Origin of the sequence: Levilactobacillus yiduensis, from assembly GCF_024718525.1 — a bacterium.
In the GTDB taxonomy this organism is placed as follows: domain Bacteria; phylum Bacillota; class Bacilli; order Lactobacillales; family Lactobacillaceae; genus Levilactobacillus; species Levilactobacillus yiduensis.
The window spans coordinates 1-22,720 of record NZ_JAMXAZ010000017.1 but is presented as its reverse complement, the minus strand read 5'-3'; the positions used below and the strand labels follow the sequence as shown (position 1 = coordinate 22,720).

The window sequence follows — 22,720 nt, the reverse complement described above, 5'->3', positions numbered from 1 at the left end:
ATAAGCAGCCCAGGACCACGGCCCGGACTGCTTATTTGTCTTGTTTTACAAAAGCTGAAAGTAAACTTAACGCGTTAACTCCTGGAACGACAGCATTCTGTCCACTAAACTTAGGGAACCCAAGAGCCTGTGTCAGCCAGGGTTCCGGCAAGTTGGTGTTATCAGTAACATTGTGTTGGCCAGAAGTTAAGTGACAAGTTGACTGCTAGGAAGGGTTAAGTCGATTATTGTTGTCAACCACTCCTGTAGCCGAGAGTCCGCCAGTTTTCGCTAAGAAGCTGTAAACGACTAGCAACCTCGTTTTCTTACTTAAAGACCTTGGCCAGTTGGTCAAAGTTCACGGTTCCCAGACCGGCAGCCTGGTTGTAAGTCTTGCCAGGTTGGCCGACGTAGAAGAGATTCCCATTGTTCGTGTCTGAATCCAATTTGGTAAATGGTGACTGACTGGTTTGGGCCAACGCGTAGAGCTGGGGGTTCCACAGCCCCATGCGCTTGCTGCGGTTACTGTTGATGACGGCAGCCATCGCCGCAAATTGTGGTGCGACCACGCTGGTACCCCCGACCGTGCTCCAGCCATCGGCGCTGTCATAGTCATCGTAGCCGGTCAGCGGATCGGCATTGGCCACGACATCTGGATAGTTTCGCCCACTGGCCTTGCCCGTGATCAGGCCGGCATTCAACCGTGGTAAGCCATCGTCAGTCAAGTATTGCCGGGCGTTGTAGGTGTTCACGCCGGATACACCCTTTTGATATTGTGGCGTGGCGTACAGCGTGGAGATCCCGCCACCACTACCGCTTTGTAGCATGTCCAGCAGATCCGAGTTTTTCTGGAAGAAGGCCGGGTCTTGTGAATAGGCGTCAAACAGCTCGTCGCCGCCCCAGGTCCGTTCCTGATCGACCTTCACTTCCACACCATTGGCCAACGTCCCCGAGAATGGCAACGTGGTCCCACCAGTGGCCGTGACCCACGGGTTATTGGCCGGGAAGTTGGCGTAGATACCCTCGTCGACATCCCCGTTTTTAGCCAACTCCTCGCCGTAAGCCCCGGTGTCCCCACTGGCCGCAAACGTGGATACACCTTGCGTAGCGCCTTGTGCCAGCAACGTGTTCATAATGCTGCCATATAGCGGCGTCAACACGTGATATTTGTTCAGACTCTGCAAGACGCCTTCTGACAGGCCCCAACTGAGCGACAGGCTGCTGGCTTTATTCTCACCAAACGCCGTCGCAAACGCATTGAGCCAGCCCACATCACTGAGCGATGCCGTGTAAACGCGGATCTTGGCCTTGGGTGCCAACGCCCCCGCCTGTTCAACGTCCAGCGCCGTTTCGGCATTGCCAGGATCGACGTTACCCCAGATGTTCATGCCGCCCGTCGATTTCACGCTGATCCGGCTGGCAGAATCGGCCACGCCCTCAGCTGACCAAAAATGCGTGATGTCAGACTTGTTGACCTTGCTAAAGCTGATGATCCCAATGGTTTGCCCACTGCCGTCATTGCTATTCGCCAGGCCAGTTGCGTGGTATTGGCTCAAGAAGTTTTGCGGTGCGCCATCGCTAGTCGGCCCATCCGTGGCCGTGCTGGTCGCGCCTAGGCTAGATAACTTGACTAGGTTGGTGATCCCAATGACAGCCTTGATTGGCTTGGCCACGTTCTTCGGTAACTTCGGTGTTTTCTTAGAATACTGAATCTTGGTGCCGTAATAACGGGCCGTCTTTAAGTTGGTCGCAAAGGTCTTGTTGACCGCACTGGCACTCCCTTTGATCTGCATGATCAAGCCATCATTAAACGTCGTGACCTTAAACTTATGTGACTTAAAGTATTTCGCGAGCCGTTTGGTCGTGGTCGTTGATTGACCAAACTTTTGGCGAAACTGCTTGGGCGTTAAATAGGACTTAAATTGCTTGTTACCCGCCGTGTTAACGGCATAGGCTGTCTTGGTCAGCTCGGCTGAATTCCGAGTGTTTAAGACCAGATCCAGGGTTACCGTTTTGCTAGCTGAAACCTGCTGGACGTTTTGCAACCCGCCTAGCTGACTTTCACGATACGGCGTGGCGACCGTGCTGGTGCTGGCCGCAGTGGCTTGAATGCCACCAAAGCCGCCCAGCCCCACAATCAGGCCGGCCACGAGAAACCGAATTTTCATAGGACATCCCCTCCATTAAGCATTATTATACGCTGACGTCCAGTTGAACGGTGGCCACAGTTCTCGCGTTAAGCAACATACTTAAATTGACTAGTAAAAGAAAGCAGTCTTACCGCATTGATTTCCGGAACGACAGTATTCTGTCCACTAAAGTTAGGGAAACCAGGAGCCTGCGTCAGCCAGGGTTCCGCCTGCTCTGGGGAACACCTCCAGCCTGAGGAGCGGTCTTCCGGTTCGCTTGAAAGCCTGACCAAACCCGCCAGGCTCTCAAGTCGTCCCACGCTGTAGGCTGAGAAAGTACCTCAGCCAACACCGTCGACACAGCTGGCTCCATCCTGGCTGACTCCGGCAAGTTGATGTCTTTCAGTAATATTGTGCGGGTTAAAATTTCATTGATAAGTTACCTGTTACCAAGGAACAAGTCAATTATTGCTGGCAAGTATTCCTGTAGCCGAGAGTCCACCAAATATGGTGGTGTTTCCTTAGCAGGTGGCCTTTTACCCATTCATCTTTGAGCTGAAGAACACATCTCAAAGATGCCAGCAGCAGGTGAGCCAACTAAACGACAACGTCCCTTACTTGCCACCGCGCAAAAAAGAGACCGGGCATCACTACCCCATCTCTCACAATGATTATGCATCCATATTTTGCGTCAAAATGAACTGTTTGACTTCCTTCAACGTGCGCTTGGTCTCTGGTAGCTTGCCCCAGAGAATGTAGTCGTGCAGCATCGACTTGACCTCGCGGGCCTTGTACGGTGTGCCGCTGGCCTCGGCTAATTTTTGGACTAGGCGTTGGTCATCGGCCGCCAACAACTCGTTGGTGCCGTAATACAACAGAATCGGCCCCAGGTCGGCGAAGTCCCCGTAAATCGGGCTGACTAGCGGATCAGTCACCGGATGGTCGCCGGCGTAGTCGAACCCGATTTTTTTGAGCGTGGCTAGCGTCAAATACGGGTCGTGCTTGGCAGCCGTTTGGAGGTCCGGATTCATCATACTGAGGTCGGCCCACGGCGAAATCAAGATGGTCCCCGCCGGTAATGGCTTTTGGTGGATCTTCAACTGTTGAAGCAGCGTCAAGGCCAACCCACCACCTGCCGAATCACCCATTAAAAAGAACTGGTCGTCCGGATACTGCGCCCGCAAATAATCGTAGGCGTTCATGGCAAAGATCACGGTATCGTCAACCGTGGCCTCTGGCACTAACGGATAATCCACGTAGGAGACCCGCAAATTAGCCTGCTGGATCAACGTTTCCATTAATTCACGATGGCTATCCGTCCCCTGCATGGTGTAGGCACCACCATGAAACAACAGCACGTGTTGCCGCAACGGCGCGCCAGAGGCGGCGGTCAAGATACGGCCCCCGAAGACTTGCCGCTCTTTCGTCACGATGGTAGCCGGAAACTTCTCGGGCACCACGGCCCGGTTTTGCCGACTGGGCTGTAAAAATGCTTGTTGAATCTGCTGTTTGAGCTGACTATGCTGGGTCTTGAAGAGTAACCATTTCCCACGCAAACTCACGACTATCACCCTATCTTTTTGCCTTCATCAATTCTCTCGACTTATATTGCCAGTATACAGCGTTTCACGCAAAAACGCCTCCCTTAGAGTGAATTACTAGGTAATTTTTGCCAAAACCGTTAGAATAGAGGATGTAACAGTTGAGATGAAAGGGTGGCAAAGAGCCAATGACAAATAACCGAAAACTAAACGTAACTGGCGGCTGGAATTTCCGGGAACTGGGTGGCTACGCAACCGTTGATGGTCATACCGTGAAGTGGCACAAGTTATTGCGGACGGACGGGTTGGCTCGGCTCACCCCAGAGGATCAAACCTTGCTGGCCGACTATGGCGTCATCGCGGACGTGGATTTTCGTTCCAAGGATGAACGCAAGCAGGCGCCCGACAAGGTGCCAGCGGGCGTGACCTATCATTTCTTACCGGTCTTCCCCGATGGCGATGAGACTGACGCCTCGGCGACGCAAGAACAGTTGGAACAACGCTTCAATACCAATGACCAGGCCGGCTACCAGCACATGTTGGACGTGTACCGGAAGATGGTCACGTTGCCGAGCGCGCAAACGGCTTATCACAAGTTCTTCGGCACCCTGCTGGCCAACGAACAGGCGGACCAATCCGTGTTGTTCCACTGTACTGCCGGCAAGGATCGGACGGGGATGGGCGCCTTTCTAGCGTTGAGTGCCTTGAACGTTGACCCCCAAACCATTCAGCAAGACTACTTGTTGACCAACCCCAACGTGATGCCGCTGGTCGATAAGCAAAGCGACCAGGCCCGGCAGAGCGGTCATTCGGAGGCGTTTGTCACCAACATTCGTGCGCTGTCGACTGTTAACCCGGACTACCTCGCCGCGGCCCTGAAGATCATCAACACCCAGTATGGTGGCGTTCAGGACTATTTACACGATGTGTTGGGCTTATCACACAATGATTTAACAACTTTACGACAACTTTATTTGGACTAAACATCCGTACCAGGCTAACCGATTCACGGGTAGTCTGGTTTTTTAACTGGAAAGGACTGGATATGGATGAAGAAAAAAACACTGACCTGGGCCTTGCCATTGGCGGGCATCGCCCTGACCTCACTGGCCGCTAGCGAGCACCTCTTTAATTTCGCCTTTAAGCGGGTCAACTACGTCCCGGAGACCTCCGCGGACAAGCAGAAATACGCCGATGCCTACTACGCCTACGTCGATTGGTACAAACAGATTCCCAAGGAAAAATGGTACCTGCACGAACACGACCCGCAAAACCGCATGGTCGCCGAATACATCCCGGCCGAAACACCAAGTCGCCAGACCGTCATCATTTCCCACGGCTACAAGGGGAACGGCGAAACCATGGCGAATTTTGCCCAAATGTACCACCGGCTCGGCTTCAACGTGCTCTTGCCCGATGACCGCGGCCACGGCGAAAGTGCTGGCAAATACATCAGCTTTGGCTGGCTAGACCGGCTCGACTACCTGCAGTGGATCCAACAGGTCATTGACCGCGCCGATAATGACGTCAAGATTCTGCTGTTCGGCGTCAGCATGGGCGGGGCCACCATGGAAATGCTCTCCGGTGAAACCCTGCCAGATCAGGTCAAGGCCATCATCGCCGACTGCGGGTATTCCAGCATCGAATCCGAGCTGACTTACCTGTTGAAGCGTCAATTCCACTTGCCGAAGTACCCGATTGAACCCCTGGTCAGCACCATCTCCAAGCGCCGGTTGGGCTACTACCTGGGCGACGTGACCGCCACGGAACAACTGCAGAAGAACAAGCGACCGATTCTCTTCATTCACGGGGAAAAGGACGTGTACGTACCGGTGGGGATGGCCTACGAAAATTACGCGGCGACCCACGCACCCAAGCAACTGTGGATTGTGAAAAATGCTTCGCACGCCGAAAGTTTCTGGACTAATCCGGCGCGCTACCAACAACACGTGACGGAATTTCTGCAGACGTACTTCGACGACGAGTGAACCTTAAGCCTAACTTAACGGCATTTGGCCGGTTATCGCAATTCCTTCACACTTTAGTTTTTCTTTACCAATTAGTCAAAAAGTCATCACGACTTTGCCCCGATTCTATTCACAAACTCCGGGTATAGTAATAACCATAGTAATTAGCCAATACCAATTACTACTAAATTCTATTCCAATCCCTTTTGATTCTCTCCCCCTAAGAGAATCACCCCAAGGTCAGGTTCCCTCAAGCCTGACCACTCCTCTAAAATACATTTACACCCCCTAATGTGAATGTACTCCTCATGAAAAAAGTTCGGCATCACTCTTTCCCCGAGAGTGACGCCGAACTTTTTGTTTGCTTACTGATAGTGTGTATACGCCGAATAGCTGGTGACCTGCCGATTTACCGTATCAATCCGATAAACGACCCGGCAAACTCACCTTACAACCAACGCCAAGCCTTGTACAAATCTTCGCGCTGTTGGACCGTTTGATGTTGCGCAGCCGCGGCCAGCTGTTTTTGTACCGCTGCCCACTGTTGTTCACTCACCAAAATCGCGTCCGTGGTTTGATCTTCAATCCGGACTGCCTTACCATCTTTGACCTCTTGTAACAAACTCTGGAGATTCCGCTGCGCATCAGCTGGTGAATACACTTTTTCCATTGTTCATTCCCCCACTTTTCTTGACTATTAGTCTAGGCCTAAGCGTTTGAAAATAAAGTCCACTCGCCGTAAGTGATAGTGATAATCGAAGGCATCGTCGATCTGCGCCGGTGTCAATCGGGCCGTAATCTCAGCATTAGCTTCCACTAATGGCCGGAACTGGGTCTGTTGATCCCAAGCCTGCGCCGTCAGTGGTTGCACCAAGTCATAGGCGGCTTCACGACTCAAACCCGTTTCAATCAGCTTCAACAAGAGTCGTTGACTGTAGATCAGACCGTAAGTCCGACCCATGTTGGCCTTCATGGTTTCTGGGAACACGTCCAAGTTGCTTAAAATACGGTTGATTCGGTGCAACATGTAATCCAACAACGTCGTGCTTTCCGGCAAAATCATCCGTTCGGCTGACGAGTGGGAAATGTCGCGTTCATGCCAGAGACTGACGTTTTCATATGCCGTGACCATGGTGCCCCGCAACACGCGGGCCAAACCAGTCACGTTTTCCGAACCAATCGGGTTACGCTTATGTGGCATGGCTGACGAGCCTTTTTGCCCGGGGTTGAAATGTTCTTCAACTTCATGAATTTCCGAACGCTGCAGGCTCCGAATCTCCGTGGCAATGTTTTCCACGCTCGTCCCAATCAACGCCAACGTCGCAACATAGTCAGCGTGCAGGTCTCGCGGCAACACTTGGCTGGCAATTGGTTGCGCACTAATTCCCAACTGGTCACAAACAAAGGCTTCAACTTCGGGTGGCACGTTGGCAAAGGTGCCGACTGCCCCACTGATTTTTCCGGTTTCCACCCCCGCAGCGGCGCGGTCGAAGCGGTCAAGGTTCCGTTGCATTTCAGCGTAGAAACGGGCTAATTTCAGTCCAAAGGTGGTTGGCTCAGCTTGAACCCCGTGCGTCCGGCCGATCATGACCGTCTTCTTATACTTCAACGCCAGGTCCTTTAATGTGGCGATCAACGTGACCAGACTCTGACGAATCACCACGTTGGCCTGCTTCAACCGGTAGCCCTGGGCCGTATCCACCACGTCGGTACTGGTGACGCCAAAGTGAATCCACTTACGTTCAGCCCCCAGTGATTCCGACACGTTGCGGGTGAATGCCACCATATCATGGTGCGTCACGGCTTCGATCTCGGCGATACGATCAACGTCAAACGTGGCGTTTTCCCGAATTTTCTGGGCATCTGCCACAGGGACCTCACCTAATTTGGCCCAAGCTTCGTCGATGGCGACTTCAACGGCAAGCCAAGACTGATACTGATTTTCCAGGGACCAAATCTGGCCCATTTCTGGTCGGGTGTAGCGTTCTAACATCAAAGTTCCTCCTCAGTAATAGGTAAAATCCGAACATTATTTTTAAAATTCGTTTCTTGCTCCGCTATCTATTTTAGCATAGAACGTCCTATTTTTACCAGACATTTCACCGATATATCCATTATTAATTAGTTTCTACTCATAATTAAAAGAACTTTTATACTGATTATTTAAATAATTGTTCGCTTTTCGCTTGCAATTCAATTACGAACTTGATACAATTATTTTTGCTGGGTGTTCGGCCTGGTAAAAAATAACGATGAGGTGTTTGCAATGTCATCAACAGTAGTAGTTGGTAGTCAATGGGGCGATGAAGGTAAAGGAAAGATCACGGATTTTCTGAGTGAGAAGGCTGATGTCATTGCCCGCTACCAAGGCGGTGACAATGCCGGCCACACCATCGTCTTCAACGGTCAAACGTTCAAGCTGCGGCTGATTCCTTCAGGGATCTTCTACGCCGACAAGCTGAGCGTCATCGGTAATGGCGTCGTGGTCAATCCGAAGTCCTTAATTGAAGAACTCACTTATCTTCACAACAATGGGATCTCAACGGACAACCTACGGATCTCTGACCGCGCCCATGTCATCTTGCCTTACCACATCCTGTTAGACCAAGCCCAAGAAAAGGCCAAGGAAAACAAGATTGGCACCACCAACAAGGGTATCGGCCCGGCTTACATGGATAAAGCCGAACGAATCGGGATTCGCATCGCCGATTTATTGGACCACGATATCTTTGCGGACAAGTTACGCCAAAACTTAATTGAAAAGAACAACGTCTTGACCAAGCTTTACGGCGTTGAACCTTTAGACTTTGAAACGATTTTTGAAGAATATTACGCATTAGGCCAACAAATCAAGAGTCACGTCACCGACACGTCCGTGGTCATCAACGATGCCATCGACGCCGGCAAGAACGTCCTCTTTGAAGGGGCGCAAGGGGTCATGTTGGACATCGACCATGGGACTTACCCATTCGTGACTTCATCCAACCCCGTCGCCGGGGGCGTGACGATTGGGGCCGGCGTTGGCCCAACCAAGATCGATCACGTCGTTGGTGTTTGCAAGGCCTATACGTCGCGGGTGGGTGACGGACCTTTCCCAACCGAACTCTTCGATGAGATTGGTGACACGATTCGTGAAACCGGTCATGAATACGGGACTGTGACCAAGCGCCCCCGGCGAATCGGTTGGTTCGACAGTGTCGTCTTGCGCCATGCTAAACGGGTTTCTGGCTTAACCAGTTTATCCCTGAACTGCTTAGACGTGCTGACCGGCTTAAAGACCGTCAAGATCTGCAAGGCTTACGCGCTGAATGGCGAAACCATTTACCATTACCCAGCCAGCTTAGTCGACCTGGACGCTTGCCAACCGATCTATGAAGAATTACCTGGCTGGACGGAAGACATTACCGGCTGTCACTCAGTCGAAGAACTGCCCGTCAATGCCCAAAATTATGTTAAACGCTTAGCTGAACTGGTTGGCGTGGATATTGCCACGCTGTCCGTCGGCCCTGACCGCGAACAGACGAACATTTTACGTGACGTCTGGAACGCCTAACCCCACGAACAAGGAGTGACTGCTCATGCATCCCGCAGAAGTATTTGATTACGAAGATATTCAACTCGTTCCCAATAAATGTATCATCGACAGCCGTAGCGAGGCCGACACTAGCATCGAATTCGGCCCGCATCGCTTTAAGATCCCGGTCGTCCCTGCCAACATGGAGACCGTCATCAACGAACCGTTAGCCGTTTGGTTAGCGCAAAACGACTATTTCTACGTCATGCACCGTTTCCATCCCGAAGAACGTCGGGGCTTCATCGAACGGATGCATGACCAGTCCCTGTTTGCGTCGATCAGTGTGGGCGTCAAGCCTGACGAACACGCCTTCATCGACGAACTGGCTGCGGCTGATCTGGTACCGGAATACATCACCATCGATATCGCCCACGGCCACAGTGACGCGGTCATTCGGATGATCAAGCAGATCAAGACCAAGTTACCCGACAGTTTTGTGATTGCCGGCAACGTCGGGACGCCCGAAGCCGTGCGAGAACTCGAAAATGCCGGTGCGGACGCCACCAAGGTCGGTATCGGCCCCGGAAAAGCCTGCATCACCAAGCTCAAGACTGGTTTTGGGACCGGTGGCTGGCAATTAGCTGCCGTTCGGCTCTGTGCCAAGGCGGCGCGGAAACCGATCATTGCAGACGGTGGGATTCGCTACAACGGCGACATCGCCAAATCCATTCGCTTCGGCGCCAGCATGGTCATGATTGGCTCCATGTTAGCGGGCCACGAACAGTCACCCGGTAGCCTGTTGACCATCGACGGCCGGACCTTCAAGCAATACTGGGGTTCTGCGTCCGAGAAGCAAAAAGGCGCATACCGCAACGTTGAGGGGAAGCAAATGCTGGTCCCTTACCGCGGCGATATCGCCAACACGTTGAACGCCATGCAAGAAGACTTGCAATCCTCTATTTCCTACGCCGGTGGCCGAAATCTGCTGGACATTCGGACCGTGGATTACGTGATTGTGAAGAGTTCCATCATGAACGGCGATAACTACTAATGACAACTTAAAATCACGAGCAGCTTTCCTAATCTTAGGAAAGTTACCCGTGATTTTTTGGCACTCATTCACTTATTGGCGAAATTGTTAGTCGCTAAATCGATTCTTTAACGTCGTCAGCAATTGGAAAAAGTTCAGTCCCGCCGCCTGCCCCCAGCGATTCAGGTAGCTGGAAACTGTGTTGGTTTTTTTCATATCTTTCGTATGCTTCGGGTAGGCAGTCGTGTCCACCCGTACCACGGTCTTCGTATCGCCCGCTGGTACGGTGAGCTCAGCAAAAGCGACCGGCTCTGGGACGGCATCCCCATTTTGCAGTCTGGCCACAATCAGCTTAGTCGCCATCGACAAGGCCGCTTCCGTTGTCGTGCCCCAAGCCAATCCAATCTTCGGAATGGTCACGCAGTACCGGCCGACCTCGGGATGCAGAATCACGGCATACGTCAACAGATTTTCTCGACTCATGATGACTCCCCCAATCTCATCTGTCCGGACCCACTCCTGGTCCTTAGGTCTTCATTATGAGGACTCGTCGCGCTGTATTCATAGCAAATGCACTGGTTTTGAAAGTTACCCTACCTTACTGACTCAGGACAGCAGCGGCCCCCAAAATAAAAGGCGCCTGGGAAAAGCATCCCAAACGCCTCATACCTATTCAGTTACCCGTTAGCGCACGACCAACACCGAAATCGGTGCGTACTTGGCCATGTAGGCGGCTTGACTCCCAAAGTGACGACTGACGCCCGTTTTCGCAATCGACCCGACGATCAAGATATCCGGTTTTACTTCCGGAATCACCTTTTTCACAATGGTTTCTCCCGGTTCGCCCTCGGAAATAATCATTTGAACATCGGCAACGCCAGCAGCCTCTGCTTGATGCTGGTACTTGCGGATATGCCGCTTCAGCGATTCATACTCACCATGGACAAAATCCGTGTCCAGCACCTGGTAAACATTCATACTTTCACTTTCCAAAACCGAGGCAATGATCAGTTCTGCATGATCTCGTTTGGCCTGATGAATCGCATAATCGAAGGCCAGCAAGGCGTCCGCTGAATCGTCAACCCCAACTAAGATGCGTTTAAATCCGGTTGACATTCACTCATCCCCTACTTTCTTCTTAGCAGCGATTTGTGCCGCCAAGCGCTTGTTACCAAAGTGCAATTCAACAACGGTCCAAGTTAACAATCCCAAGACGGCTGCAATCAGCAGATACGCGATGCCGTTGGCTAAAACCAACTCGCTGCCAGTGACGTTACTCCCAAAGAAGGCCTGGACTTGACTCGGCATCCCTTCCAGGTTCAACGCCGTCAAGGCAATCACGGAGAACCAGCCTAAGATCTTCAACCACCAGGAGTTCTTGAACCGCTCGCCCATTTCCAGCTTGCTGTCCGTCATCATCAATAATGGCAGCATTGAGAATGGTAAGGCAAACGCCAAGAAGACTTGTGAGTTGTTCATTAAATCATTCAACGCTTCGTGTTCCGCAATGGCACTCTTGCCACTGGTCAACGTGACACAGATCAGAACAGGAATGACGGAGATCAACCGGGTGACTAACCGCCGTAACCACAGTGGCATCCGCATGTGAACGAAGCCTTCCATAATGACTTGACCGGAAAGCGTCCCGGTAATTGTGGAATTTTGCCCGGAAGCCAGTAAGGCAACGGCAAATAACGTGGACAAGATACCGGTCCGGGCAACACTGCTGAGCACACCATTACTCATCGTGGACGTCGTTGACAAGGCGTGGAACAAGCCGAAGAAGGAAGGATCTTTGACGGCACCGGTCTTGAAGACCGCAACCCCCATAATCAACAGTAAGGCATTCACAAAGAACGCGAAGGTCAGTTGAATGTTTGAATCCAACCCGGCAAACTTAACCGTTCGAGCAACATCATTTTCGTCAGTGTGGTCAATGGCCCGCGTCTGAGAAATCGCGGAGTGCAGGTACAAATTGTGCGGCATGACCGTGGCCCCAATAATACCTAAGGCCCCACTTAACGGTGTCATCCCGGCAACCGTCCGACCAGTGGAGAAGGTCTCAGTCGTTGGGACCAAGCCCTTAATGACGCCACCCCAATTAGGATTAGACAGTGCTACTTGATAAACAAAGACGAAGAGAATGACCATGATCAAGCAAACAACGATTGCTTCAATCTTACGAAAGCCGACCTTGGTCAACAATAACAGTAACAACACATCAAAGACCGTAATGAATACGGCAATGACCAACGGAATGTGGAACAACAGGTACAGGGCAATCGCCGCACCGATAACTTCCGCAATATCCGTGGCCATAATCGCAAATTCCGTCAGAATCCATAACACAACACCTAGTGACTTACTGGTCCGGGCACGTATGGCTTGCGCTAAATCCATCTGACTCACGATGCCAAGTTTAGCTGCCATGTACTGCAACAGCATCGCAATCAAACTTGACATCAAGATAACAGACATCAATAGGTACTGGAAGTTTTGCCCACCGGTAATTGATGTCGACCAGTTCCCGGGATCCATATACCCCACAGCAATCAACGCACCAGGCCCAGAGTACGCAAACAGTGTTCTCCAAAACCCGATATCCTTGGGTACCTTGACCGTCCCATTAATTTCCTCCAGCGAACGGCCATTGGCGTATTCAATCAACTTATGTTTCCTTTCGTCAGCCATGCAATCGCTCCTTTCGGGTACTCTCTTTGATCAAGGCTAGTGTACGGCAACTGGTCGTCGTTGGCGTAGCTAATGCCCAAGTTGTTAGATTTTGCCGATGGGTGGTTAACTTTTGGGAGTAAAAAAGTCGTCAAACCGCTGTTTAGCGGCCTAACGACTTAGTTTGGCTAAATTTACTATCTATGCGTGACACTGACGCATTTCGTAAAAATCAATCCGACGACTTACCGAACGACCATCACCGAGATGGGGGCGTACTTGGCCATGTAGGCCGCTTGACTCCCGAAGTAGCGACTCACACCCTTCTTGGCAATCGATCCGATCACCAACAGGTCCGGTTGTACGTGGGGAATCACATCGCGGACGATGGTCTCCCCTGGTTCGCCTTCCGCAATCACCATTTTGACGTCAGCCACGCCAGCGTCTTGGGCTTGTTGCTGATACCCCCGCACGTGATCGCGCAACTCGTCGCGTTCCCCGTGGACGTAGTCGCTGTCCAAGGCTTGATACACGTTCATGTCGTCATGTTCCAAGACGGAGACGATCACCAACTCCGCCTGGTCACGTTTGGCCTGATGAATCGCGTAGTCAAACGCCAACAGCGCATCGGCCGAATCATCGACCCCTACTAAAATCTTTTTAAATGTCGTTGCCATGAGCTAAGCCTCCTCATCTGTAACCGCACTGTCCGCATGGTCCGCCGCCAGTCGTGCGGCTAACCGCTTGCTACCCTTGTGCAGTTCTACGATCGTCCATACTAACAAAATCAAAATAGCTGCGTCCAAGATGTAGGCGATCCAGTTGGCTGTCGCGGTCTGAGCGGCCGTGATGCCATCACCGTAAAAGCCTTGAATCGAGGCCGGCATATTGATTAGGTTCAGGTAGGTCAAGGCTAAGACCGAGAACCAGCCCAGTACCTTGATCCACAGCGAGTTCTTGAATCGTTTGCCCATTTCGACCTGACTATCCGTCATCATCAATAATGGCAGCATCGAGAACGGTAAGGCGAAGGCCAAGAAGACCTGCGAGTTGTTCATCAAATCATTCAACGCTTCGTGTTCATCAATGGCGCTCTTGCCACTGGTCAACATGACACAGATCAACACAGGAATCACGGAGATCAGCCGCGTGACCAACCGCCGTAACCACAGTGGCATCCGCATGTGGACGAAACCTTCCATGATGACTTGCCCGGTCAAGGTCCCGGTAATCGTTGAGTTTTGACCAGAAGCAAGTAAGGCGACCGCAAACAAAGTCGACAGCACGCCAGTCCGTGCCACGCCGGCCAGCACACCGTTACTCATCGTGCTGGTATCTGACAGGGCTTGGAATAGACCAAAGAATGACGGGTCTTTGACGGACCCACTCTTGAAGACGGCAACCCCCATGATCAACAGCAAGGCGTTCACGAAGAAAGCCAAGGTCAATTGGATGTTGGAATCCCAGCTGGTGAACTTCACCGTCCGGGCCACGTCTTCTTCATCGTGGTGGTCAATCTCCCGCGTTTGCGAAATCGCTGAATGCAGGTAAAGGTTATGTGGCATGACCGTTGCCCCGATAATCCCCAAGGCCCCACTGATTGGCGTTTGACCACCAATCTTTGGCGTTGACGCAATCGTCTTGGCACTCGGAATCAAGCCACCGAAGACGCCACCCCAGTCAGGATTGGACAAGGCGACTTCATAAGCGAAGACCACTAGGATCACTAGAATCAGGCAAACCACGATGGCTTCGATCTTGCGGAACCCAATCTTGGTCAGTAACAATAAGAGCAAAACATCTAATACCGTAATGAATACGGCAATAATCAACGGGATGTGGAAGAGCAGATACAAGGCAATCGCCGCCCCAATCACTTCCGCAATATCCGTTGCCATAATGGCAAATTCCGTTAGGATCCATAACACGATGCCTAGTGACTTACTGGTCCGGGCACGAATCGCCTGGGCCAAGTCCATTTGGCTCACGATACCAAGTTTAGCTGCCATGTATTGCAGTAACATCGCAATCAAACTTGAGATCAAGATAATCGACATCAATAAGTATTGGAAATTTTGCCCACCCGTGATGGACGTTGACCAGTTACCTGGATCCATGTAACCGACCGCAACTAACGCACCAGGCCCGGAATACATGAACAGCGTTTTCCAGAACCCTTTCCCCTTCGGTACTTTGACCGTACCGTTAATCTCTTCAAGTGACCGCCCATTGGCATATTCAATGAGTTTGTGCTTCTTTGGTGTATCACTCAAAATCAAGACCCCCTTCTGTTTCCTACAAGGCCCATTGTAACCTAAAGTTTGTTTAAATCAAATAGAAATTTAGGGACAGTTAACTTTAAAATGTGAACTCATTAATAATTTTATCTGCTAGTTAAGCGGTTACATTCCCAACCTCATCACTTTCAATTTACTGAAACGGCTTTTAAGTTTGGCTGAAAAATATTTTGGTTCGCAAAACTTTTAGCGTTAGAGTGCCTGTTTAACGGCATTCTCATTAACTAAAATCTTATTAAACAATTATAAACAGATGATTTTTAGAAAAATTTGCAAGTGGGCCCGAAGACCGGTAAAATTTAAATCGTAAAAATAAAATTTTAGGGGTACTGAAATATTTTCTAATTTCCTGGGGAGTTGATTAGATGTCGAACCATCAAAATACGTATTTAAAAATCATTGCTGAATGTAGTTTTGCCCGTGCGCGCGTCAGCAATAAACAAATTATCCACTTTGCCAACGTAACGCCAGCGACGGTTACCGAAGCCACTCGGCAGTTGCAGGCCCAGGGGCTGGTTCACCGGCGTCGCTACACTGGGGTCACACTGACCGAAGCGGGCCGGGACCAAGCGCGCCACCTCCTATTTGCGTATCGGCTGTGCGAGGTGTTTTTAGACCGTCAGCTGCACTTGCCCCTCGTGCAGATTCCAGATCAAGCCTGGCAAATGGCGGACACGTTGACCATGGCTACCGTGGCGGCCATGGCCGATTACCTTGACCATCCCCAACGAAGTCCATTTGGCGGCGCATTGCAACCGGACCAAATGCTAGACGACAGCCGCGTCACCCGCCTCAGCGATGTCCCGGTCAACGCGACGGTCACGCTGTGTGGCTATTTAGAAACGGCAAACCTGGTGGCTTACGTGGCGCACCTGCGTCTCCCACTGAACGTTCCGGTAACGGTGGTCGCCCGAGACGACGAACTCCACTTGCTGTACCTACAACTGCCAGACCAACGGGAAATCACGGTTAACGGTTTGGTGGCCACTTATTTGTATACGTTGCCGGTGACAGTACCGGTTGAGAATTGAACACTTGGAGGCAGTGAGGCCGACTGATGGTCAGCTTCTTCGTCGGTATTCAAGCGACTCTCAACCAGCCGGGACGCCCGTAAGAACAGCGCCAATCAAAAACGCGTGAACACCGCCATCAACTGGCAAGTGTTCACGTGTTTTTACTCATTATTTTGTTTAGTCATCCCCGGCCAACACAAACCGTCGGCCACCCACGGGGATGCTTTCTATTACAATCGTTTGACCAGTACTACTGCCTAACGCCCATCAGCAGCCATGCTGGCTGCAGTGGCACTACTGTCGTCAGAGGATGGCAGGCGCTTCAAGCCAACGCCCGTGAACCCACTCAGGATGGAGAAGACTGGTGAGAACAAGCTGAAGAAACAGAATGGCAGGTAAGCCAGCGTCGAAACGCCCAGCGTGTTGGCAGCGAAGACGGCTGCGACACCCCATGGTACCAAGTAATTGATGACAGTTCCACCATCTTCTAAGACCCGGCTCAAGGCCAAGTTATCCAGGCCACGCTTATTAAAGGTTTCCTTGAAGGCCTTCCCAGGTAAGATGACGGAGAGGTACTGTTCCCCAACGAAGATGTTGACGCCGATTCCGGACAGGATGGCTGCGGTGACCAATGAACCTGAGCTCTTCAACCGCTTTGCCAATGGGACCATTGCCGTTTGGATAATGTCGAACTTCATCAGCAGGCCCCCTAAAGTCAGGGTCAAGATAATCAGAGACACCGTGGACATCATGGCGCTAATCCCACCACGTGTCAGTAAGGCATCAACACTGGCGTTACCAGTCTTGGAGACGAAGCCGGATTCAATCATCGTGGCCACACTACTAATTGAGGTGCTAGGCTTTTCGATGAACAACATCACGATTCCCAAGCCCACGTTCAACAGCAACGTTTCAATGGCGGGAACCTTGCGCCAAGCACAGACGAACATCACGATGATAGGTAAAGCTGCCCACCAGGTAATGGAGAAGTTGGCGTTTAACGTGGCAACGGTACTGTTGATCTTGCCCATAGCATTGGTATCAGAAGCACCGGTGCCCATGAAGAAGTAAAGTACTAAGGAAACCAAGAAGGCTGGAATCGTCGACCACATTAAGTTTTTAATGTGCGCAAATAATTCGGATTCTGCGATGGCTGACGCCAGGTTGGTCGAGTCAGACAGTGGTGAGGTCTTGTCACCGAAGATGGCCCCAGAGATGATGGCCCCAGCAACTAATGCGGGGTTGAAGCCCATCGTGGTCCCCATCCCGAACAGGGCGATCCCAATCGTGGAGATGATGGTAAAGGCGCTCCCGATAGACGTCCCGACGATGGCACAGACCAGGAAGACGGACGGTACGAACCATTGGGCTGAAATCAAATGAAACCCGAAGACCATCATGGATGGAATAATCCCAGCGGCGATCCAGACACTGATCAGTGCCCCAATCAACAGGAAGATGAAGATGGGAATGATCCCGGTCTTGATGCCGTCGATGATGCCACTGTGAATAGTGTCCCAGTCAGCGCCGCGGACCTTCGCCCACAGAATGACCAACGCGATGACCAGCAGCACGGGCGTAGTTGGTGACAGGCCAAATTTGATAACGCCTAAGCCCATAATGACCAACATGGCCAGTAAAATAATCATTGCTTCGCCGAAGTTCATCGGTTTCTTTTCTGATTGTGTGTGTTCTTTCATAAAAATCGCTCCCTCTTATTTTGCCAAGTATGTATAAAAAAATCGCCCCTGCTGCAATTCTGCAACAGGGACGATTTAGACTAAACCGTGGTACCACCCAACTTGGGTCACTGGTTCTAGACCCAGTAACTCCACTCTCTAGAAGGTAACGGCTCTAGTCTTTCCGCCTGGCGTACCAGGACATTCCACTGTATTTCGTCGTAATCACCCTGATCGGTTCGCAGCAACCACCGACTTTCTGACACCCAGATGACACGCTACTTGGTAATGGAAATTAGCGTTCTGTATTTGATTGACTTTGATATTAGCACGCTGTTTAGCGACCGTCAACCTCTAATTTAATTTTAATCTTTCGGGTGGCGGTTAAAACGCCGGCAAATCAACGGTTTAACCACATACATCTTTTTTTAGTTTGTGAAATCACCAGGTCACTCAGTGATTCCTAACCAAGCTTAATCGCGGTAAAAGACGTTCGGGTACTCGATCATCCCGCCGACGTGGGCCAGCGCCCCGGCCGTCAGGGGTTTGATCAGGTGATTGCCCATCGGGACTGGCAGGCTATTGTGGATGGCAAAGTCTTCGGCCATCACGTAACCCCGGCTCCCGTAGTAGTTCATATCGCCTACCACACTGATTGCGGGAAAACCCGCCAGCCGAGCCCGGGTCTCTAACTCACTCAGCAATTGACTCCCAACACCTTTTCCTTGCCAATCAGGATCCACCGCGAGTGGTGCCAGGGCAACGATCGTTGTGTTATGCCGGTTGCCCCGTACGGTGATGGGGCTCAACAGGCCATGACCCACCACGGTCTCGACCGCTGGCTTGGCCACGACTTCTAGGCTCTGCTGATAATCATACGTTGACCGCAGCTGGTGGATCAAGCCCACCTCACTGCCGTCACTTTCTTCGACGGGTTCAAACGCCGCTGAAACCAATTGGTCTACCTGTTTGAAATCTTCGGGCTGAATCGTCTCAAAACTTAAACTCACTTCGTCTACCTCTCAATTCTTAAGCGCTCGGCAACATTACCGTGTTATTATACACGACTGGCGCTAAAAGTCGAAACTTCCTGACTGAATTTAGAGAAATCGCTTGAATTTTCGACCTAAAACCCCGTACACTGGTAACAACTCTAAAAGAAAAATGAGGTGCTCAATTTTGACGCACAAACAGCGCTGGGCCGCCATTTCCGTCGCCATCTACGTCGTCTTCGTGATTGCGGCCATTGTGATTGGCTTTTTAGACCCCAGCCAAATTGGTCTACAGTGGACCATCTTCTGGTATTTTGTCGTTGCCGCCCTGTGTTATTACTTTTATTTTAAAAATGTGAGCTACCGGGAAGTCGTTTACTACGCCACCCAATTGGGTCTGAATCAAGATGACCTGAAGGCTATGGTGCCTAATTTAAAGGAAACCCAAGACGTGCCTAACCCGGATCACCCAGACTTCTTCAGCCCCTTCGCCAAGGTGCCCATCAACGTCGTCAACGTTTTGACGGACAAGTTGGTGCCGATGGCCAAAGACGCTGGTATTCCGTTGTATCGGTAAACGATGGCTGACGATGTTAGTTTTGCTGGCCGCCTTACCGTTCGCTAGAGATGAGTTGGAACGCTGAGGGCGCCGGGCCAAGCCGAAGAGCGGTCTTGACCCTCACCTTGGAGCCGATAACCCGCGTCTCCAAGGTGTCAGTTCCCTAAGCGCCGTGAACCGTGCCGCTAAGGGAACTCCCACAGCTGAACTCATCTCTAGCGAACTCTCGGCTCCTGTGGTGATTGCCAACAAGTTGGTACGCAATTGTCCGTGATACAGATATGACCTGCGAGTTGGGTTAGTAGCTGTCATGACCTGATTCGGTGCCGCAATAACGCTGGACGACGAGGAAAATTAGTAGCTACCAACGACTAACGGTATCATTGACCACGTTTCAAGACCGTGTATCCTGAACTCGCCATCTGCGCCGGAGGAGGCCAGGGGTGGAGCCAGCTGTGTCGACGGTGTTGGCCGAGGTTGTTTCTCGGCCTACAGCGTGGGGCGACTTTGAAGCCTGGCGAGTTTTGCCAGGCTTCAAAGCGAACCGGAAGACCGCTCCTCAGGCTGGAGGTGTCCCCCATAGCAGGCGGAACCCCTGGCAGCCGTAGGCAACTGGTCTACGCAATCTTCATTAAACACAAAAACAAGACGTTGCCACCGTTGGATTGGGTGGCAACGTCTTGTTGTGTTAGCTGAGGTTATTTTCGGCTGGAATACGTCTGGGACTTCTTTAACCAGGCGTCATCGTCAGGATCTGGGCCGACGCGTTTGCCGGCATCGAGATCTGCGATGGCCTTCATCTCGTCTTCATCCAAGCCAAAGGCAAAGATGTCGCGGTTTTGTTGTACCCGAGCCTCGTGAATCGACTTAGGAATCACGATTTCTTCGCGTTGAACGTGCCAGCGTAAGATGATTTGGGCCGCACTCACATCATGCGCCGCTGCCAATTCATTGATGACGGGATCGGTCAAGGCGTTGTTATTGCCGCCACCCAATGGACTCCAAGCTTCGTGCAAGATGCCCTCGCTTTCCAAGTAGGCGTGCATGTCGTCTTGTTGGAAGTACGGGTGGGTTTCAATCTGGTCAACGACGGGCTTAACCGTTCCGTTGGCCAAGATATCAGCCATTTGCTTTTGATTGAAGTTAGACACCCCAATGTTCTTGATCTTGCCGGCCTTGTACAGGTCTTCCATGGCCCGCCAGCTATCCAGATAACCAGGTGCTGGCCAGTGGATCAGGTACATATCCAGGTAATCGAACCCTAACTTGTCCAGCGTTTCTTGGAAGGCCGCCTTGGTCTCGTCGTAACCGCGGACGCTGTTCCAGAGCTTGGACGTCACGAAGATGTCCTCGCGCTTCACGTCACTCTCACGAATGGCTTCGCCAACCCACTGTTCGTTACCGTAATATGCGGCCGTATCAATGTGCCGGTAACCCGCAGCCAACGCCCATTTGATGGCATTCTTCGTGTCTGCCGCATTGTCGACTTGGAAGACCCCTAAGCCGAGTTGCGGAATCCGGTTGCCGTTATTTAGCGGTAATTCGGGAATATCATTATGCAAAAGTAAAACCACCTTTCAATCTTAGTTCCACTACCATCATACAATAGGTTCGCAAATTTCGTGATGAGAATGATTGGAAATTGGTAAAAATCAGGGTGAAAATTTTCTTCTGCTGGCGTTTTGCGGTATTATGGAGGGTGTGGTAGTTTGTCGTCTCGGCGGCAAGCTTGTTTTTTCACACCGTTCTGGACATGGAGGTTTTTCAGTTGAACAACCAAGAACCAAAATCACGCGTACAACGGTATAACTTTAACCAGGGATCGGACCAACCCACCCGTCAGCGGCCACGGAAGCCGCGCCGGTGGTGGCCGTGGCTGATGACGTTGATAACACTGGCAATCGCCATTCTGCTGGTCTTAGCGATTAACCATCACAACAGTAACTCTGGAAATGACACCAGCGCTTCATCGAGCACCAGTGCCTCTATCGTGGCCAAGGCTTCCTCGGCTTCGGAACAGGCCGCTTTCGAGAGCTTCAAATCGACGTACAGCAGCTACAACGATAACGGGTTAACCGTCACGCAAAAGCAAAAATTACAGAATATCATCAACAACGAATCTAACGACGCCGTACAGGACCGCGAGCAAAAGCTGCTCGATCAGGCCCAAACCAAGCAGAGTGCGACGAGTTCGAGTCAATCCGCCAGCTCTAGTAGCAAGGCTAGCTCGGATTCAACGTTCGCCAGCACTCACACCTTCTCGTCGGTCGCCGACGCCCAGAATTGGGCTCAGGCGTCAAAAGACCAGTGGCTACAGGCTGGATATTCCACCTACACCATTACCTCTGACGGGCAAGGCAATTACAACTTACAGTTCGTTCGCTAGGCATTTTCACCGCATTACCCATTTCGCAAGCTGACAGTGAGGTCACGACTTAGGTCGCGGCCTTTTTTGATTGCGGACTTTCTTAGCTGGCGTCAACCGGTCAACCTGAGTCTGCAGGTGATCGACCTTGGTCGTGAGCGTGTCGATTTTAGCCAATAAACGATCCAGGTCGGCTTGTTGCTGTGCCTCCTGATTAGAGGTTACCTGTTCCGTTCGGCTGGCGACGAAATCCGAAATCGTGCTGGTCAACAGACCAATAAAGCCAATGCCACCGACCATCAGGAAGCTGGCAATGATTTTACCAAAGGCCGTGTGGGGCGTCTCATCCCCGTAGCCCACGGTCGTCGCAGTGGTGATCGCCCACCACAGTGCATTGGCCAGGCTCTGTCTTTCCGTTAACGAGAAGAGAAAGGCGCTGAGCACAATGATGACCACACTGATGGAAAACAGATAGATGAAGCCAGTCTGGTAAATGAAGCGGTGATACGCCCGCGTCCATTTGCCGGACAAGCCCAACCGCCAAAAGAGATGGTGGAAACGAATCAGCCGCACCAACCGTGCCAGCCGGAAGAAAGCAAAGACCGGATGCAACGGGATAATCCCCAGCAGGTCAAATGCCGACTGAATCAAAAAGACTTTGCGATTTTTGGTGATGCCGAGGCGAATCACGTAATCAATAGCAAAGACTAACAATAAGCCGTTGGCGATTTTCATTTCTAACCCGTAGTCGCCAATGCCGACGAGTAACAGAATCACGTTTAGTACTGAGCCCAACGTAAGGGTTGTGACCCCCACGTGATAGGCAATCAAGCCCCGGGACTGCTTGGCCATGTGTCTACCCTTCCCCCGATTGATAAGTTACCTTCTAATATAGTCAAATTTGAAAATTTGGTAGCGTCAAGAATCTTGTGTAAACGAAATGCCTTCGTACATATAATATGTATCTAACTTAAATAAATGATGC

General features: G+C 51.4%; 20 protein-coding genes. 7 read left to right on the top strand and 13 right to left on the bottom strand.

Going from position 1 to position 22,720, the window contains the following annotated elements; genetic code table 11:
* Window positions 1-305: 305 nt before the first annotated feature.
* Both NGM66_RS09785 and NGM66_RS09780 read right to left on the bottom strand, forming a co-directional pair.
* Window positions 306-2,147 carry a S53 family peptidase gene (locus tag NGM66_RS09785; protein ID WP_208907831.1) on the bottom strand — a complete coding sequence of 614 codons (1,842 nt, stop codon included), beginning with the start codon at window positions 2,145-2,147 and terminating at the stop codon, window positions 306-308.
* 632 nt (window positions 2,148-2,779) lie between these two features.
* On the bottom strand, window positions 2,780-3,670 hold the full coding sequence (locus NGM66_RS09780; RefSeq protein ID WP_208907830.1) for an alpha/beta hydrolase fold domain-containing protein: 891 nt from the start codon (window positions 3,668-3,670) through the stop codon (window positions 2,780-2,782).
* A gap of 167 nt (window positions 3,671-3,837) precedes the next feature.
* On the opposite strand from NGM66_RS09780, the gene NGM66_RS09775 reads away from it, so the two are divergent.
* Both NGM66_RS09775 and NGM66_RS09770 read left to right on the top strand, forming a co-directional pair.
* On the top strand, window positions 3,838-4,632 hold the full coding sequence (locus NGM66_RS09775) for a tyrosine-protein phosphatase (RefSeq protein WP_208907829.1): 795 nt from the start codon (window positions 3,838-3,840) through the stop codon (window positions 4,630-4,632).
* Window positions 4,633-4,698: 66 nt separating this feature from the next.
* The gene (locus NGM66_RS09770) at window positions 4,699-5,637 is read left to right on the top strand and encodes an alpha/beta hydrolase (RefSeq protein WP_208907828.1); all 939 of its coding nucleotides are present in this window, start codon (window positions 4,699-4,701) and stop codon (window positions 5,635-5,637) included.
* A 427-nt stretch (window positions 5,638-6,064) separates the two neighbouring features.
* On the opposite strand, the gene NGM66_RS09765 is transcribed toward NGM66_RS09770, so the two are convergent.
* Both NGM66_RS09765 and purB read right to left on the bottom strand, forming a co-directional pair.
* A complete protein-coding gene (locus NGM66_RS09765; RefSeq protein ID WP_208907827.1) occupies window positions 6,065-6,286 on the bottom strand; it encodes a hypothetical protein in 222 nt (73 codons plus the stop codon).
* A gap of 27 nt (window positions 6,287-6,313) precedes the next feature.
* Window positions 6,314-7,609 (bottom strand): adenylosuccinate lyase, encoded by a 1,296-nt coding sequence (purB, locus tag NGM66_RS09760; RefSeq protein ID WP_208907826.1) that lies wholly within the window; start codon window positions 7,607-7,609, stop codon window positions 6,314-6,316.
* Window positions 7,610-7,882: 273 nt separating this feature from the next.
* On the opposite strand from purB, the gene NGM66_RS09755 reads away from it, so the two are divergent.
* Window positions 7,883-9,169: an adenylosuccinate synthase gene (locus tag NGM66_RS09755; RefSeq protein ID WP_208907825.1), complete on the top strand. Its 1,287-nt coding sequence runs from the start codon at window positions 7,883-7,885 to the stop codon at window positions 9,167-9,169.
* Between the two features lie 25 nt (window positions 9,170-9,194).
* Window positions 9,195-10,181, top strand: a complete 987-nt coding sequence (locus tag NGM66_RS09750) for a GMP reductase (RefSeq protein ID WP_208907824.1) — start codon at window positions 9,195-9,197, stop codon at window positions 10,179-10,181.
* A gap of 87 nt (window positions 10,182-10,268) precedes the next feature.
* On the opposite strand, the gene NGM66_RS09745 is transcribed toward NGM66_RS09750, so the two are convergent.
* From NGM66_RS09745 to NGM66_RS09725, 5 genes are all read right to left on the bottom strand, one after another.
* Window positions 10,269-10,643 carry a hypothetical protein gene (locus NGM66_RS09745; protein WP_208907823.1) on the bottom strand — a complete coding sequence of 125 codons (375 nt, stop codon included), beginning with the start codon at window positions 10,641-10,643 and terminating at the stop codon, window positions 10,269-10,271.
* 201 nt (window positions 10,644-10,844) lie between these two features.
* Entirely contained in the window at window positions 10,845-11,276 is a 432-nt protein-coding gene (locus tag NGM66_RS09740; RefSeq protein WP_208907822.1) for a universal stress protein, read from the bottom strand.
* Window positions 11,277-12,851 carry an Nramp family divalent metal transporter gene (locus NGM66_RS09735; RefSeq protein ID WP_208907821.1) on the bottom strand — a complete coding sequence of 525 codons (1,575 nt, stop codon included), beginning with the start codon at window positions 12,849-12,851 and terminating at the stop codon, window positions 11,277-11,279. It lies immediately after the preceding gene.
* Window positions 12,852-13,075: 224 nt separating this feature from the next.
* Window positions 13,076-13,507 (bottom strand): universal stress protein, encoded by a 432-nt coding sequence (locus NGM66_RS09730; protein ID WP_208907820.1) that lies wholly within the window; start codon window positions 13,505-13,507, stop codon window positions 13,076-13,078.
* A 3-nt stretch (window positions 13,508-13,510) separates the two neighbouring features.
* Window positions 13,511-15,103 (bottom strand): Nramp family divalent metal transporter, encoded by a 1,593-nt coding sequence (locus NGM66_RS09725; protein ID WP_208907819.1) that lies wholly within the window; start codon window positions 15,101-15,103, stop codon window positions 13,511-13,513.
* A 389-nt stretch (window positions 15,104-15,492) separates the two neighbouring features.
* Here NGM66_RS09725 and NGM66_RS09720 point away from each other — a divergent pair, with 389 nt between their 5' ends.
* The gene (locus NGM66_RS09720; RefSeq protein WP_208907818.1) at window positions 15,493-16,158 is read left to right on the top strand and encodes a metal-dependent transcriptional regulator; all 666 of its coding nucleotides are present in this window, start codon (window positions 15,493-15,495) and stop codon (window positions 16,156-16,158) included.
* Window positions 16,159-16,397: 239 nt separating this feature from the next.
* On the opposite strand, the gene nhaC is transcribed toward NGM66_RS09720, so the two are convergent.
* Together nhaC and NGM66_RS09710 are read right to left on the bottom strand one after the other, a co-directional pair.
* On the bottom strand, window positions 16,398-17,840 hold the full coding sequence (gene nhaC, locus NGM66_RS09715) for a Na+/H+ antiporter NhaC (protein WP_208907817.1): 1,443 nt from the start codon (window positions 17,838-17,840) through the stop codon (window positions 16,398-16,400).
* A gap of 452 nt (window positions 17,841-18,292) precedes the next feature.
* Window positions 18,293-18,829, bottom strand: coding sequence for a GNAT family N-acetyltransferase (locus NGM66_RS09710; RefSeq protein WP_208907816.1), 537 nt, complete (start codon window positions 18,827-18,829; stop codon window positions 18,293-18,295).
* Between the two features lie 169 nt (window positions 18,830-18,998).
* Here NGM66_RS09710 and NGM66_RS09705 point away from each other — a divergent pair, with 169 nt between their 5' ends.
* A complete protein-coding gene (locus NGM66_RS09705; protein ID WP_208907815.1) occupies window positions 18,999-19,388 on the top strand; it encodes a hypothetical protein in 390 nt (129 codons plus the stop codon).
* Window positions 19,389-20,068: 680 nt separating this feature from the next.
* On the opposite strand, the gene NGM66_RS09700 is transcribed toward NGM66_RS09705, so the two are convergent.
* Window positions 20,069-20,932, bottom strand: coding sequence for an aldo/keto reductase (locus NGM66_RS09700; protein WP_208907814.1), 864 nt, complete (start codon window positions 20,930-20,932; stop codon window positions 20,069-20,071).
* A gap of 206 nt (window positions 20,933-21,138) precedes the next feature.
* On the opposite strand from NGM66_RS09700, the gene NGM66_RS09695 reads away from it, so the two are divergent.
* On the top strand, window positions 21,139-21,756 hold the full coding sequence (locus NGM66_RS09695; RefSeq protein ID WP_208907813.1) for a hypothetical protein: 618 nt from the start codon (window positions 21,139-21,141) through the stop codon (window positions 21,754-21,756).
* A 42-nt stretch (window positions 21,757-21,798) separates the two neighbouring features.
* Here NGM66_RS09695 and NGM66_RS09690 read toward each other — a convergent pair whose 3' ends face one another.
* A complete protein-coding gene (locus NGM66_RS09690; protein ID WP_208907812.1) occupies window positions 21,799-22,587 on the bottom strand; it encodes a potassium channel family protein in 789 nt (262 codons plus the stop codon).
* Window positions 22,588-22,720: the final 133 nt, after the last annotated feature.

Coding starts and splice junctions, on each gene's coding strand:
- NGM66_RS09750 (WP_208907824.1), top strand. CDS start 9,195: ATGCATCCCGCAGAAGTATTTGATTACGAAGATATTCAACTCGTTCCC.
- NGM66_RS09720 (WP_208907818.1), top strand. CDS start 15,493: ATGTCGAACCATCAAAATACGTATTTAAAAATCATTGCTGAATGTAGT.
- purB (WP_208907826.1), bottom strand. CDS start 7,609: ATGTTAGAACGCTACACCCGACCAGAAATGGGCCAGATTTGGTCCCTG.
- NGM66_RS09730 (WP_208907820.1), bottom strand. CDS start 13,507: ATGGCAACGACATTTAAAAAGATTTTAGTAGGGGTCGATGATTCGGCC.
- NGM66_RS09690 (WP_208907812.1), bottom strand. CDS start 22,587: ATGGCCAAGCAGTCCCGGGGCTTGATTGCCTATCACGTGGGGGTCACA.
- NGM66_RS09755 (WP_208907825.1), top strand. CDS start 7,883: ATGTCATCAACAGTAGTAGTTGGTAGTCAATGGGGCGATGAAGGTAAA.
- NGM66_RS09735 (WP_208907821.1), bottom strand. CDS start 12,851: ATGGCTGACGAAAGGAAACATAAGTTGATTGAATACGCCAATGGCCGT.
- NGM66_RS09740 (WP_208907822.1), bottom strand. CDS start 11,276: ATGTCAACCGGATTTAAACGCATCTTAGTTGGGGTTGACGATTCAGCG.
- NGM66_RS09770 (WP_208907828.1), top strand. CDS start 4,699: ATGAAGAAAAAAACACTGACCTGGGCCTTGCCATTGGCGGGCATCGCC.
- NGM66_RS09745 (WP_208907823.1), bottom strand. CDS start 10,643: ATGAGTCGAGAAAATCTGTTGACGTATGCCGTGATTCTGCATCCCGAG.
- NGM66_RS09765 (WP_208907827.1), bottom strand. CDS start 6,286: ATGGAAAAAGTGTATTCACCAGCTGATGCGCAGCGGAATCTCCAGAGT.
- NGM66_RS09785 (WP_208907831.1), bottom strand. CDS start 2,147: ATGAAAATTCGGTTTCTCGTGGCCGGCCTGATTGTGGGGCTGGGCGGC.
- NGM66_RS09775 (WP_208907829.1), top strand. CDS start 3,838: ATGACAAATAACCGAAAACTAAACGTAACTGGCGGCTGGAATTTCCGG.
- nhaC (WP_208907817.1), bottom strand. CDS start 17,840: ATGAAAGAACACACACAATCAGAAAAGAAACCGATGAACTTCGGCGAA.